This is a genomic window from Streptococcus porcorum (assembly GCF_053203725.1).
The window spans coordinates 13,061-27,318 of the sequence record NZ_JBRUDG010000009.1 but is presented as its reverse complement, the minus strand read 5'-3'; the positions used below and the strand labels follow the sequence as shown (position 1 = coordinate 27,318).

The 14,258-nt window shown below is 39.2% G+C and carries 11 protein-coding genes; 2 read left to right on the top strand and 9 right to left on the bottom strand.

Annotated elements, in window-relative coordinates:
* Positions 1-49 precede the first annotated feature (49 nt).
* Positions 50-1,258: a mechanosensitive ion channel gene (locus tag ACVRWY_RS03735; RefSeq protein ID WP_354368153.1), complete on the top strand. Its 1,209-nt coding sequence runs from the start codon at positions 50-52 to the stop codon at positions 1,256-1,258.
* 34 nt (positions 1,259-1,292) lie between these two features.
* Here the strand turns inward: ACVRWY_RS03735 and ACVRWY_RS03730 are convergent, their stop codons facing one another.
* From ACVRWY_RS03730 to ACVRWY_RS03705, 6 genes are all read right to left on the bottom strand, one after another.
* Complete coding sequence (locus ACVRWY_RS03730; RefSeq protein WP_354368155.1) at positions 1,293-2,330, bottom strand: SepM family pheromone-processing serine protease; 1,038 nt, start codon at positions 2,328-2,330, stop codon at positions 1,293-1,295.
* A complete protein-coding gene (gene coaD, locus ACVRWY_RS03725) occupies positions 2,308-2,808 on the bottom strand; it encodes a pantetheine-phosphate adenylyltransferase (RefSeq protein WP_354368157.1) in 501 nt (166 codons plus the stop codon). The genes ACVRWY_RS03730 and coaD overlap by 23 nt, the downstream gene beginning before the upstream one ends.
* Positions 2,798-3,337, bottom strand: coding sequence for a 16S rRNA (guanine(966)-N(2))-methyltransferase RsmD (rsmD, locus tag ACVRWY_RS03720; RefSeq protein ID WP_354368199.1), 540 nt, complete (start codon positions 3,335-3,337; stop codon positions 2,798-2,800). Before rsmD ends, coaD begins: the two co-directional genes overlap by 11 nt.
* Before the next feature lie 178 nt (positions 3,338-3,515).
* Positions 3,516-4,508: an aspartate--ammonia ligase gene (gene asnA, locus ACVRWY_RS03715; RefSeq protein ID WP_354368159.1), complete on the bottom strand. Its 993-nt coding sequence runs from the start codon at positions 4,506-4,508 to the stop codon at positions 3,516-3,518.
* Between the two features lie 171 nt (positions 4,509-4,679).
* Positions 4,680-5,807 (bottom strand): aminotransferase, encoded by a 1,128-nt coding sequence (locus ACVRWY_RS03710; protein ID WP_354368161.1) that lies wholly within the window; start codon positions 5,805-5,807, stop codon positions 4,680-4,682.
* A gap of 133 nt (positions 5,808-5,940) precedes the next feature.
* Entirely contained in the window at positions 5,941-6,990 is a 1,050-nt protein-coding gene (locus ACVRWY_RS03705) for an MmcQ/YjbR family DNA-binding protein (RefSeq protein WP_354368163.1), read from the bottom strand.
* A 75-nt stretch (positions 6,991-7,065) separates the two neighbouring features.
* On the opposite strand from ACVRWY_RS03705, the gene ACVRWY_RS03700 reads away from it, so the two are divergent.
* Entirely contained in the window at positions 7,066-7,458 is a 393-nt protein-coding gene (locus ACVRWY_RS03700; protein WP_354368165.1) for a (deoxy)nucleoside triphosphate pyrophosphohydrolase, read from the top strand.
* A 23-nt stretch (positions 7,459-7,481) separates the two neighbouring features.
* Here ACVRWY_RS03700 and ACVRWY_RS03695 read toward each other — a convergent pair whose 3' ends face one another.
* The 3 genes from ACVRWY_RS03695 to ACVRWY_RS03685 all read right to left on the bottom strand — a co-directional run bounded on the left by ACVRWY_RS03695 (position 7,482) and on the right by ACVRWY_RS03685 (position 14,230).
* Positions 7,482-10,355 (bottom strand): DEAD/DEAH box helicase, encoded by a 2,874-nt coding sequence (locus tag ACVRWY_RS03695; protein ID WP_354368167.1) that lies wholly within the window; start codon positions 10,353-10,355, stop codon positions 7,482-7,484.
* Positions 10,356-10,534: 179 nt separating this feature from the next.
* Positions 10,535-13,186 carry a valine--tRNA ligase gene (locus ACVRWY_RS03690; RefSeq protein ID WP_354368169.1) on the bottom strand — a complete coding sequence of 884 codons (2,652 nt, stop codon included), beginning with the start codon at positions 13,184-13,186 and terminating at the stop codon, positions 10,535-10,537.
* Positions 13,187-14,230, bottom strand: coding sequence for an EcsC family protein (locus ACVRWY_RS03685; protein ID WP_354368171.1), 1,044 nt, complete (start codon positions 14,228-14,230; stop codon positions 13,187-13,189).
* Between the last annotated feature and the right edge of the window lie 28 nt (positions 14,231-14,258).

Sequence of the window (14,258 nt, the reverse complement as noted above, 5' to 3'; positions counted from 1 at the left end):
CCTTATAAAAATGATATAGTCAGATTGAAAAATAGAAAGGAGTATTCTCATGAATACCAACATCAACGATTTACTCTACCCTCTGATGAGTTATCTTCCGTCATTTTTAGGAATGATTCTTCTCATTATTATCGCTTTTGTTTTAGCCTCTATTTCACGAAAAGTAACCGTTAAAGGCTTAGAAAAAATTGACTTTAATAAACACTTAAAAAAATTAGGTGTGATTAAAGAAGAAGAAAGTAGCAAGGGGATTATTAAAAATATCGGTCAACTCGTCTACTTCCTTGTCATCCTCTTTTTCCTTCCGTCAATTTTATCTGGTTTAAATATTAGCAGCAGTATTGACCCTATCTCAAGCATGTTTGCAAAATTCTTTGCCTTCATTCCAAACTTGATTGCAGCTGGATTGATTATCTTTGTTGGAACCTATTTCTGTAACTTTATTAAAATTCTAGTTAAAGGGTTACTTGAGCGCCTAAATATTGATAGCTGGTATAAAAAAGTAACAGGTCAAGAGAGTGTAGCTTTTGATAGCAAACAGATCATTAATGTCTTAGCATCTGTCGTTTATGTTCTGATTTTTATTCCAATTTTAACATTGGCTCTTGAAACACTTGGCATTACGAGTATATCCCAACCTATTGTTGGTATACTGAACCAAGTATTTGGTATTATTCCAAGTATCCTTGTTGCCGTTATGTTGTTACTCATCGGTAGTTTTGTTGCAAAACTCGTAAGTAACTTACTTGAAGGGATTTTAAAAACATCTGGCCTTGACCAGTACTCTAGTTACCTCACTTCCAATCAAGAAAGCAAATACAAAATTTCATTTGTCGTAGCACAAGCTATCCGTGCTATTTTAATCACTTTCTTCTTTGTCCAAGCTCTTGCTGTTTTAAAACTGGATATTTTAAATCAAGTAGGTAATGCTATTATTGCTTATCTTCCATCTCTCATTAGTTCCATTTTAATTATTATCTTGGCTGTTATTGGTGGTAATATATTAGCAAGTTTCTTAACAAAAGTAACAGATAATAAGGTCCTAGCTTCTACTGTTCGCTACGGTATTTTGGTTCTTGCTATCTTTATGGCACTTGATCAATTAAAATTCGCACAAAACATTGTCACTACTAGCTTCACTATTATCCTTGGTGCCCTTGCTGTTGCTTTTGCCTTAGCTTTTGGCTTAGGAGGACGTGACTTCGCTGCCAAGCAACTTGATAAACTTGATAAGAAAATCGATAAAAATAAAGAGTAAAAAAATAAGTTGGAAAATTTTCCAACTTATTTTTTTACTTTTCAAGATAGTCAATCGCATCTTGAGCAGTCTTAACAGGAACAATCTTCATATCTGTCCCAATCTCTTTAGCTGCTTTTTTAGCCTCTTCATAATTGGTTAAAGCATCAGGATCTTCCTTTTTAACCGCTTCATCAACTGGATTATTCGGAACAAAGAAGATTTCTGCTCCACTGTTTGCCGCAGAGACAACTTTTTTATCTACTCCTCCAACATCACCAACAGTTCCATCTTCTTCAATGGTTCCTGTACCAGCAATCACGCGCCCTTGTCGCAAGTCTTTATTAGTAATCTGGGTATAGATATCAAGAGTAAACATGAGACCCGCACTCGGTCCTCCCACACCATCTGTTTCAAACTCGATTGGAATATCACTTTTTACTTCTGTATGGTCAACTAAGCCAATACCAATGCCATTTTTACCATTATCTAACTTAATAATTTTTCCAGTAGCTGTCTTTTCTTCTCCTAAAGAAGTGTACTGCACACTGACCTTGTCACCAATTTTCAAACCAGCTACATAATCAATCAATTCTGTCGAACTCTTAAATGTTTTTCCATTAACACCTGTGACAGTATCTGCAAGATGTAAAATATCCTTAAAAGTTGATTTTGGATTTAACTCTAGAACATAGACCCCTTTAAACTCTAATGAAGTCTCTTTTCCAGCTAGCTTCATCGCCTGATAAATCGCCATATTCTGCGATGTCTCCATATAAAATTGATTGATACGTTCATAGTCTTCACTGCTAGCTCCGCCAGTTGTTTCCTCAGCAGATGAAATATCTGTAAACGGCGTTAACCAAGCGTAAAGAAGCTGGGCCGCTGTCGCTTGACTGACGGTCACCGCAACAAAATTGTAAGACCCTTTTTGCTCATCCTCTTTATTATCAACCCGCAAAACCTCGCGAATATCATAGGCGCCACCAGGCATCTCAATATAATAAGGTGACGGATAAACCAAAGCCAGCACCATTCCAACAAAAGATATGAGACCTACTAACCACCATCTATATTTTTTGATTTGTTTCACGTTTTCTCTCCACTTCTAATACCACACTTTCAGGCACATAAGCACCGATATCAGCTCCAAAATAAAGTAATTCCTTAATACGACTAGAACTAATATATTGTAAACTTGGATCGGTTAATAAAAAAATTGTCTCTAACTGTGGTGACAACCCCTTATTAAAAAAAGCCATGTTAGCCTCATAAGCCAAATCTTCTGCATTTCTAACACCTCTGATCAGGACAGTCGCTTTTAAAGACCTAGCTAAATCAACAGCCAACCTATCTTCTGCTAAAACCACCTCAACAGTTGGAAAAGACCGTAAAGCATGTTCTAACATTCTCTTTCTTGTTTTGACATCAAAAAAACCTGCTTTATGAGGGTTATAAAAAATACCAACATAAAGATGATCTACCAGTTTGGAAGCCCGCTTAATAATATCTAAATGTCCATTAGTGACAGGGTCAAAAGAGCCTGTCACTAAACCAATTCTATCTGACATAAACTGTTACCTTACTAATTCCATAAATTTTTTGCTTCCAAATGCCAAACTGACTAATCTCCTCTGGTAGCTCAACAGCCTTATCTGTCTCACAAACCAACATCACCTCTTCAGCTAAAAGCCCCGCCTCTTCAAGTGCTGTGATATTAGCAACAATTTCCTCCTTAGCATAAGGAGGATCTAAAAAGACCAGATCAAAAGTACCGTTTAACTGCGAAATAGCACGATTGGCCTCCATTTTTAAAAGTGTAAAAGCCTTCTCATTTTTAGTCATTTTAATATTTTCTTGAATAATGGCTTGGGCACGACGATCTTTTTCAACCAAAACAGCTTCATCCATACCACGTGACACAGCTTCAATGGCTAAACTACCACTACCAGAATAAAGATCCAAAGCTCTGCCTCTTTCAAAGAAAGGACCAATCATATTAAACATAGCACCTTTGACCTTATCAGTGGTCGGTCTTGTGATTTTTCCATCTAACGTCTTAAGGGGACGTCCCCCAAATTCTCCTGCTACAACTCTCATAGATAACATTATAGCAAATTTTAATCTGTCATGGGACAAAGAAATGGACGAACTTTTCCTTTCTTTTCCCATTGTTTGACACCTCAAAGTTTGTTAGAATAGACACGATGATTAGATCAAAAGGTAAAAAAGAAACTCCAAAGTCTAGACTAGCCTTTGGAGTTTTTTTCAATACTCATTATAAAATATTTTCAAAATTGTCACGGACTTCTTCTGGCCAAACACTCGATTGAACCTCTCCGATGTGTTTTTTGCGTAATAAGAACATGGCCATACGAGATTGTCCAATCCCGCCACCGATAGTAAGCGGGAAAAATCCTCGAAGCAGTGTCTTATGCCAATCATATTCTAAGCGGTCTTCATCACCTGTAATCACAACTTGGCGTTTCAACGCATCTTCGTCAACACGAATCCCCATAGATGACAATTCAAAGGCTGACCCTAGCGCTTCATTCCACACTAAAATGTCCCCGTTAAGCCCTTTATAGCCATTTTCTGATTCTGTTGTCCAGTCATCATAGTCTGGAGCACGGCCGTCATGTGGTTTCCCATCGGCAAGCTCACCACCAATCCCAATTAAAAAGACAGCTCCAAACTCTTTACAGATGGCATTTTCACGTTCTTTTGGTGTCAAATCAGGATAACGCTCTACAAGCTCCTCTGTGTGTACAAAAGTGATTTGCTTAGGTAAGACAGATTCAATATCAAAACGTGCTTCCACTGCAAGCTCTGTTAAGCGGATAGCCTTATAGATCTTTTCAACCGTTTCTTTTAGGTAAGCAAGATTACGTCGTCCGTCTGGAATTACTTTTTCCCAATCCCACTGATCCACATAAACAGAGTGAGTCGGATCAAGTGAGTCTTCATCTGGACGAAGGGCTTTCATATGAACAAAAAGTCCTTCTCCTTCATTAAAACCAAAACGTGCCAGCGTATGACGTTTCCATTTTGCCAGAGAATGCACGACTTCATAGGTTGCATCTGGAATCAATTTGACATGGACAGAAACTGGATTCTCTACACCAGACAAATTATCTTGCATACCATCACCGACTTTTGACAAAATCGGACCCTGTACTTCAACGATTTCAAGCTTATCAATCAAATACTGTGTAAAAGTATTTTTTACAAATGAAATCTCCTGTTGCTGGTGAATAAAGCTTTTTTTCATTTCATGTCCTCCAAAAATAATGATAGGACTATTCTACTCCTATTTTCAAAAAAATCAAGACTTTTTTTGAAAATTTTAGACAATTTTAGACAATTCATGTCAGCTATCATAACATATTCTATCTTTTTAAGATAAAAAGGAGAACTCTTGCCTGTTCTCCTTATCTCCTATTTAGTGCGGTATATCGTACTGCCTCAAAAAATCTGACAAAGCAGATAGACCTGCTGTTAAAGTCGTTGTCTCACAACAATAGCCCAATCGTGCATAACCAGGTTTATCAAAGCGCTCACCTGGCACCAAAAGAACTCCTCTTTCTTTCAAAAGACGTTCACAAAACGATTCTGTTGCCTCTGGAATCTGTAGTTTGATAAAAGCGGTTGATACTTGCTTAGGGGCGATAAGAGAGACACGCGGCTCTTCTTTCAACCATTCTTTAACAATTTGCAAATTGGTTGAGACAATCTGATGATTACGTGCCAAGATAGCCTTTTTATGTTTCAAGATATGAGTTGCTAAAAAGTCATCAAACACACCTGTGCAAATCATCGTGTAATCACGATAAGTCCTAAATTGATCAATCAACTGCTCATTGGCTGCCACCCAGCCTACACGAATACCTGGTGCAGAATAGGTTTTAGATAGACTATTGGTTGAAATCCCCTTATCATAAAGGTCAACTATTGCAGGAACATCTAACCCTTTCTCAAGTGGGTGATAGACCTCATCTGATAAGATATAAGCTCCAACTTCACTTGCTATGGCAACCAGCTCTTCTAAAAAAGCTCTCTCCATAACAGCTCCCGTTGGATTATTGGCATTATTGATACAAATCATTTTTGTGTTTGGTCTAACCAGTTGACGTAGCTCCTCTAGTGACGGCAACCACCCCTCTTCTTCCTTGATTTCCCAATAAGATACCTCTGCCCCAAAAGATTTTGGAATATCATAAAGTTGTTGGTAAGTCGGATAAAGCGAAACAACATGATCACCTTCCTCAATCAAACTATAGAGAACCAGTAAGTTTGCTCCTGTCGCCCCATTGGTAGCTAAAATCTGATCACAGGTCACCGACTCATATAAATGACTGACTTCTTTCTTAAACTCTGGAGAACCTTCTATCCAACCATAGTTGAGCTTTTTTTCCAAGACTTCTTGAAGCAAGTCATCCTTAGAGGTCTCTCCCAAATGAAGTACCTCATCTAAGGTCATTGATGAAATCGAACTACCAGCGATATCATACACAGCTTGCTTTTCCCACTGATTAAGCCATTCCTCTACTCCAAAGGCTTGAATTTTCATATACTCCTCACTCATTCCAAAAAATAAGGGAGTTAGATGGTCTGCTCTAAAAGATAACCCACCTTTAACTCTCTTGTTTTCTATCTTACTTTCCTTATCTCTATTGTATCATGTTTTTTGAAAAATGAGGACATCAAGCGTTTGACCTTGAAGCTTCCTCCACTAAGTCAATCAAGCTTTTGGTCATTCGCCTTGGCCCTCGCACAGCTTTAACCCCGTGGGAAGCTAATAGAGAAGAAGGATAAACTTCATCAGAAAACGTGTCTATCAATCTTAGACGCATTAATTCTTTAATATCTTCTTGATCACGGTAGCCTTCATTAGCAATATTGGTCTCTAGCACCTGACAAGCATACCGCAAACAGCGATGAGGGGCTGTCATATAGATATAGACCCAATCTCCCTTTTTTAGTGCAGCTTTTTGCGTCCACAAAATCTCAGACCGATCCCTAAACTCCGCATCAATGTCATAATATTTAGGATTGGCAGGTACAATCCAATAATCAGGCCCTTGCTCTGTCTTGTAGGATTTTGGCTCTACCAGATAGCGACTCTTCTCAAGGAGGCTAAAAATCACCTGATCCTCCAGAGTATCATCCAGCAAGATCGATACCCAGGTCTTCTTTGACATGTGGTAAGCAGGATAGATGCCAGGCTGACTCAGTAGCTCTGCTATTTCCCGACCATAGACCTTTATATTAACAATCTCCACAAGCTCTTGGTCAGCGCTCCCATCCAGCTGTCCCCGCTTGACCTGAGTCACCAGAGCGTACCACTTGTTATTAGCAGGATGGCGAAAAGCACCTGTCTCGGGCGACTTGGCAAAGGGATAATCAGGTAGGTCACCCCACTCCTCCTTGATGAGCTGGGCTATGCGGTTGCTTTGGTCATTGGAAAATGGCAGAGCGATACAACAAGCCTCCTCTACCCGAGCCAAAATGGACTGATAACTTTCTCTCACCTGACCCACAAACGCCCCAGCTGGCGCAGTCACCAGATGGGCGGTATAGACCTCCTCCATCTCACAATCCCAGACATAGGACGACAGCTGACCTGCCTCATCAACCTCCACCACCGCCTCAAACTGCCCCTCCATGAACAGCTCACGGTAGATGTAACGATTGTTGGAAAAAATGAAACCGAAAGGGAGGAGAGAGGGGAGGTGTGCAATTTGTCTAGACATTTTTCTTCCTTTACAGTAATATATACTACAAAGTATATCAAAATCTATTTAAAAATTTATTGTGGAGGTCCAATCTTGTCAAAAAAAATTATTAACGTGGTGGCTGCAGCAATCGTAAAAGATGGAAAAATCTTTTGTGCTAAACGTCCTGAAGGAAAGAGTTTAGAAGGATACTGGGAATTTCCAGGAGGAAAACTCGAAGCTGATGAAACACCCGAAGAAGCCCTAGTTCGCGAAATCAAAGAAGAATTTGATTCTGAAATCGAAATCATTTCTTTCCTAAATGAAGCATCTTACGAATATGACTTTGGTATTGTGACAATGAAAACCTACCTTTCACAATTAGTCGCTGGAAATTTAACCTTATTAGAACACCAAGATTCTAAATGGCTTCCAATTGAACAATTAGATGACTTAGAATGGGCACCAGTAGATATTCCAGCTGTTAACTGTTTGCAAAAAAAATAGAGATTCTAACGAATCTCTATTTTTTATTTGTCTGTCAAGTATTTATACAAGTTTGTCTCTACTGGTGAATCCAACTTAAATAACATTTGAACGACTGAGTCCCCAGATTTTATCATTTCACTTGCACTATTTTCAACGTATCTTAGTGGACCAAGATAATAAAATTCTCCACCTTCTGAATCATCTTTTATGACAAAAAGTTCTAGCCTTAATCCATTTTCATTAGAATTGATGATTGTTGATACATCTTTGGATTCCAAAGTGCGTCTATTCTTTGAAAACCACTTCAAAGTTGACTCATTCAGCAGCTCATCCTCGTATTTTATGGTATCACTAATGTCTTCACTTTTATGATAAGTGATGAAGATCGGACAAGAATTGGTTTCCTTGTCGATTTTATATCCACCAATATTTAATGGCGGCTCGTCTTTTAAGACATTCATTAATTTAAGCACATCACGTCGAGTATACTTTTGACCCAGTGTGAAAATTTCAGGGTAATCTTTCGATTTTAAAATTCCAGTTTTAATAACATCCATAAATAATTGAGCAAATTTTTTGTTATTCAACAGCGATTGATGGATTTCTTTATTCAATCTATACATATTTCCATCAAAATTAACTAATGGATCACTACCATATTTCTTCTGCTCTTGTGCTTTTAAAAACGATAAATTCAACACCCTTGTTACAGATTCCAGAGCTTCTGTTCTGAAATCCAAATCGTGCTCAATAATTGTTTCAAACCATTTATCTGATGAAACTATGCCATCATTTTCGACAAGTAACTTCAGCAAATATAGTTCATGTTTTCGTTTTCCATTTAAGATTTCAAACGTAATAAAATTCAAAAATCGCTTTTCAACTTCTGATAGAAGGATTGTTTCTTCTGAAAATTTATTGATGACATCTCCATAATTTTGAAAATTGGAATTTTCAAAAAAGACAAGCGGATCAATGCTATTCAATTTCACAAAATCTGATAGATATGGAATTCTACCCAACTTGTTCTCTAAGTCTTTAAAAGCATCTCGTAAAATTTTAATTGATGAAAGTGTCGTATTTGTGATAGATGAAAAAATTTGTTCTTTGGCAACCTTCTCAAAGTTGATTGTCGTCAATCCTTTTAATATATTTGGCTCTCTAACGTCGCGACGATAATTGTCCTTGTTCATTGATTGGTCACCAAAAAGTGCAACTGGAATTAGATAGTTGTTTTGATAGTTTCCAATAAAATCAATAATCGTAACAAACTCTTTTGAATCGTGCTTCCTTAAGCCTCGTCCTAATTGTTGAATAAAAATGATACTTGATTGGGTGTTACGAAGCATAACAACCTGGTTGACACTTGGAATATCAATTCCCTCATTAAAAATATCAACCGTTAAAATATAGTCTAAGTTCCCATTTTCTAATTCTTGAACAACTCGCTGTCGCTCTTCTTGACTATGTTCTCCTGATAGCGCACGTGTGCGAAGTCCCCTATTATTAAATTGACTTTCTAATTCATTTGCCTCTTTAACAGAAGAACAGAAAATCAACCCCTTAACCACTTCTCCGCTAACTCCGTAGTAAGCGACTTTTTCTAAGATATGATTAACACGCTGGTCTGATACTAAATTCGAAAAAGTGGCTTTCTCACCAATCAATCGGCCATCAATCTTAATGTCTGAAACGCCGTAGTATATAAATGGACAGAGCATATCATTATCAAGTGCCTCTTGTAAGCGAATCTCATAGGCAATATTATAGTCAAAAAGCTCATAAATATTTTGTCCGTCTGTTCGCTCAGGTGTCGCTGTCATCCCTAAATAAAAATCTGGCTGAAAATAATTCATCACTTTTTTATAGGTATCTGCACCCGCTTTATGAACCTCATCAATCAAAATATAGTTAAAGAAAGTTGGAGCAAGTGATTGGAGATTGTCTTCTCTCGAAATGGTTTGAATGGTCGCAAAAATATACCTCTTTTGTGAAATATCCATCCCACTTTTATAAATGCAACCCTCATCATCCTCAAAACCTAACACTTTTTGAAAATCTTTTAATGATTTCTGAAGAATTTGTTCTCGGTGGACAATAAACAACATTTTCTCTGGATTATATTGTTTAACATCAAAAGCAGAAAGATAGGTTTTTCCTGTTCCAGTTGCACTAATGACCAGAGCTTTTTGTGCACCATTTTTCCTAACGGTTGCGAGACCTTCTAGAGCTTGCTCTTGCATCTTGTTGGGGCGTATAGATTCTTGGTAAGGGGCTATTGACTCATCCTGGATCGTTGCTGGTTGTATCACCGTCTTTCTACGAGCCGAATAAGCATTGATTGCTTCTATATCTAAAACGATTGATTTTTCCCAAATACGCTCAAACTCTTCTTTTGCATTCTGAATAAAATCACCATTATGTGTAGATGTCAACTTCACATTCCACTCATAGTTCACTTTTAAAGCCGTATGCGTTAAATTGGAACTACCAGAAATGATAACTTGCTTATCTTTTTGCTCAAACAGATAAAACTTAGCATGCATTTGCAAATTGACTGGTGTTATCCGTATTTGGACATTTTTCAGTTTAAGCAATTCCTTCATCGCTATGGGGTCGTTGAAATCCAGATACGGAGAAATTAAAATTCTCCCTTGTATTCCCTCATCCGCCAAATCTGATAATTGACTTTTAATCAGGGCTAGTCCAGACTGAGTAATAAAAGCCACACTGAAAGCAAAGGATTTAGCCTTGCTTAATTCTTCTTGAATATCATTTAAAACATAACGATGAGTTTCTGTATCATTAATTAAAATTTTAGGCGAATAGACTCCTTCTTGAAAAACCTCTCTATCAATAAAACCATATTGCAAAGAATGAAGAAGGTTATCTTTAAATAATTGGTTATTAGCCATGACTATTTCCTTTGTTGTTAGATAATACTATTATTATAAAAATTCAAAAATATGTAAAGATAGAAAAATACTTCACTAGAAACAAAGTTTCATTATTTTCTATTCTTCCTAACATTATCTCAGCTAACACTTAAACAAAAACCCAGCCTTTTTGGGCTGGGTATTTTATCCTATTCTACCTACTTAACCAATTTCTTCATCTCTTCAATCCGTCCTACTGTCGCATCATACTTAGCTTGGTAGTCGGCTTGTTTTTCTTTTTCTTTTTCAACGACTTCTGGTTTGGCGTTGGCGACGAAGCGTTCGTTGCCGAGTTTTTTGCCAACCATGTCCAATTCTTTTTGCCATTTGGCCAGTTCTTTGTCTAGACGAGCCAACTCTTCTTCGACGTTGAGGAGGTCTGCTAGTGGCAAGAAGATTTCAGCTCCTGTAATCACGGCTGACATAGCCAATTCTGGTGCTGTCAAATCAGCTGAGATTTCCAAGGTTTCTGGATTGGTGAAGCGTTTGATGTAGTTGACATTTGACGTGAAGAAGTTTTCCAATTCAGCGTCACTTGTTTTCACCAAGATAGTGATTGGTTTTGATGGTGCTACGTTGACCTCTGCACGCGCATTACGAACGGCACGAATCAAGTCTTTCAAGCTCTCTACACCCTTATGAGCGCCAGCATTCTCAAACGCTTCATTGACCACAGGGTAGTCAGCTGTTACGATTGATCCTTCAGCATACTGAGCGAAGATTTCTTCCGTCACAAACGGCATGATTGGGTGGAGAAGGCGAAGGATTTGGTCCAGCGTGTAGAGAAGGACAGAGCGGGTCATGACTTTCTCAGCCTCGTTATCGCTGTAAAGCACCTCCTTGGTCAGCTCGACATACCAGTTGGCGAACTCTTCCCAGATGAAGTTGTAGAGAATGTGACCAGCCACACCAAACTCGAACTTGTCAAAGTTTTCAGTGACCTTGGCAATGGTTTCGTTTAGGTTGTGGAGAATCCAGCGATCCGTCACATTACCAGCCTCACCTGCTGCGACTTTAGCGACATTCTCACGCGCTGCATCCAAGGTCAACCCTTCATTGTTCATGAGGATATAGCGGGAAATGTTCCAAATCTTGTTGATGAAGTTCCAAGACGCGTCCATCTTCTCATAAGAGAAGCGAACATCTTGACCAGGAGCAGAGCCGTTTGACAGGAACCAACGCAAAGCGTCCGCACCGTATTTCTCGATGACATCCATTGGGTCGATCCCGTTTCCGAGTGACTTAGACATCTTGCGACCTTCTTCGTCACGGATCAAACCGTGGATCAGCACATTCTTGAATGGCTGACGGCCTGTGAACTCAAGCGATTGGAAAATCATACGAGACACCCAGAAGAAGATGATGTCATAGCCCGTTACCAAGGTTGAGGTTGGGAAGTAACGCTTAAAGTCCGCCGCATTTTCGTCAGGCCAGCCCATGGTTGAGAATGGCCAAAGGGCAGAGCTGAACCAAGTATCTAGGACATCCTCATCCTGTACCCAACCGTCACCTGCTGGAGCCTCTTCTCCAACGTACATTTCGCCAGATTCGTTATACCATGCTGGAATCTGATGACCCCACCAAAGCTGACGCGAGATAACCCAGTCGTGTACATTTTCCATCCATTGGAGGAAGGTATCGTTGAAACGTGGTGGGTAAAATTCTACCTTGTCAGCGGTGTCTTGATTGGCAATAGCATTCTTAGCCAGTTGGTCCATTTTAACAAACCATTGGGTTGACAAACGTGGCTCGACTACCACACCTGTACGCTCAGAGTGACCGACTGAATGCACACGGTTTTCGATTTCCACAAGGGCACCCAGTTCTTGCAACTTCGCAACGGTTGCTTTACGGGCTTCAAAGCGGTCCATGCCTTCAAATTCACCTGCCAACTCGTTCATAGTACCGTCGTCGTTCATAACGTTGACTTGTGGCAGACTGTGGCGTTGACCGACAAGGAAGTCATTTGGATCATGGGCAGGTGTGATTTTCACAACCCCTGTACCAAATTCAGGATCTGCGTGCTCATCCGCAACGATTGGGATTGGCTTGTTAACGATTGGTAGGATAACGTTTTTGCCAATCAAGTCCTTGTAACGTGGGTCTTCTGGGTTAACCGCCACCGCAACGTCACCGAACATAGTTTCAGGACGAGTTGTCGCAACTTGAAGGGCACGAGAACCATCTTCCAACATGTAATTCATGTGGTAGAAAGCTCCTTCTACGTCCTTGTGGATAACCTCGATATCAGAAAGGGCAGTTCTGGCCGCTGGGTCCCAGTTGATGATAAACTCGCCACGGTAGATCCAGCCTTTTTTGTAGAGTTCTACAAAGACCTTGCGAACGGCTTTTGATAGTCCTTCATCAAGTGTGAAACGCTCACGTGAATAATCCACAGATAGCCCCATCTTGCCCCATTGTTCCTTAATGGTCGCAGCATACTCATCTTTCCATTCCCAGACTTTATCGAGGAATTTTTCACGACCAAGATCATAACGGGTCACGCCTTGCTCACGCAAGCGCTCCTCCACCTTAGCCTGAGTGGCAATCCCTGCGTGGTCCATACCTGGAAGCCAGAGGGTATCAAAGCCCTGCATACGTTTTTGACGGATGATAATATCTTGCAAAGTTGTATCCCAAGCGTGTCCCAAGTGCAACTTACCTGTGACATTTGGCGGTGGAATGACGATAGAATAGGGCTTCGCCTCCGCATCGCCTGACGGCTTAAAAACATCTTGGTCCAACCAAGTTTGATAACGACCAGCCTCAACAGAGGCTGGATTGTATTTTGGTGATAATTCTTTTGACATTTATTTTTCTCCTTTAGATTCACTTTCTGTGAATTCTGCATCGATAATTATTGTGGTATCTTTATTTTTTAGTAATTCTATACGGTACTCTTTTTCAGCTAGGAAGCGTTTTTGATAAAAAACATCTGCAAACTCTAGAACAGAACGCATTTGAGCAGTATCAATCAATGCCCCTATCCCTGCTGAAATAACAGGAATACTGCGTTCTATAGTTTTTTGAGTCAGTTTTTTTCCAATCAGCTCAAATGATTCTCTAAACAAAGTATTTTCTAGTCCTTTTTGACCTGCTTTTTCTACTGCTTTCTGTGCTGATTTGTGAGCCAATGCTCTCAGTTGAGTCAAAAATAATGGTATTCCACCACGAGCAGCCATATCAGACCAAGTTTTTCTAGTAGTCTGTTGAATGATAGTAGCCTTACTCATTATCATAATTTTAGCAATAGCAGTTGAAAGCTCGTCAGTCCCACCTTTAACTGAGGGACTCATCGCATCAGTATAAACCTTACTTGCAATTACCAACTCATCAGGATCATTGATAACATCATATCCGTAATGTAGTGCTATAGACTGTACAGCACGGAAGTATAAAAACGTACTTAAAGCTAGATTAAATGGAATACCCGCAAAACCAAGTGCTCCTGTAGCAGCTCCTTGTACCCCTGCAGCTAATAAATCTTGAACTTTATAATCACTAACAACTTTAGCAATCTGGTAGCTTCTTAATAGGACGATTTCTTCAAAAGACTCGACACCCTTGTATTTTTTAACAACTTCCTTTTTGCTAATGGAATACTTTGCAGCTTGTTTTTCAATTTCATGGAAACCTTGACCTAACAGTTCCAAAACCTTGATATATAATTCTTGTTCTGAAATATTTTGTCCAATTCCACCTACAAAGTTTTTTATTTCCTGAGGAACTAATTTACCTAATTCATTTCCAAACTTCATCAAATGATTAGGCTCAACTAACTTCTTATAACGATTAGATAAGGTATCAATTGCCTCTAACTCTTTTGTATCTCTAATTGGTTGTTGTACTTCCATTTTGAGTCCTCTCTATTTTAAATTCACC

Bases quoted from the DNA above. Each gene is read 5' to 3' on its own strand.
- ACVRWY_RS03710 (WP_354368161.1), bottom strand. From the start codon at position 5,807: ATGAAAATTCAAGCCTTTGGAGTAGAGGAATGGCTTAATCAGTGGGAA.
- rsmD (WP_354368199.1), bottom strand. From the start codon at position 3,337: ATGAGAGTTGTAGCAGGAGAATTTGGGGGACGTCCCCTTAAGACGTTA.
- ACVRWY_RS03705 (WP_354368163.1), bottom strand. From the start codon at position 6,990: ATGTCTAGACAAATTGCACACCTCCCCTCTCTCCTCCCTTTCGGTTTC.
- ACVRWY_RS03690 (WP_354368169.1), bottom strand. From the start codon at position 13,186: ATGTCAAAAGAATTATCACCAAAATACAATCCAGCCTCTGTTGAGGCT.
- ACVRWY_RS03685 (WP_354368171.1), bottom strand. From the start codon at position 14,230: ATGGAAGTACAACAACCAATTAGAGATACAAAAGAGTTAGAGGCAATT.
- coaD (WP_354368157.1), bottom strand. From the start codon at position 2,808: ATGTCAGATAGAATTGGTTTAGTGACAGGCTCTTTTGACCCTGTCACT.
- ACVRWY_RS03695 (WP_354368167.1), bottom strand. From the start codon at position 10,355: ATGGCTAATAACCAATTATTTAAAGATAACCTTCTTCATTCTTTGCAA.
- asnA (WP_354368159.1), bottom strand. From the start codon at position 4,508: ATGAAAAAAAGCTTTATTCACCAGCAACAGGAGATTTCATTTGTAAAA.
- ACVRWY_RS03735 (WP_354368153.1), top strand. From the start codon at position 50: ATGAATACCAACATCAACGATTTACTCTACCCTCTGATGAGTTATCTT.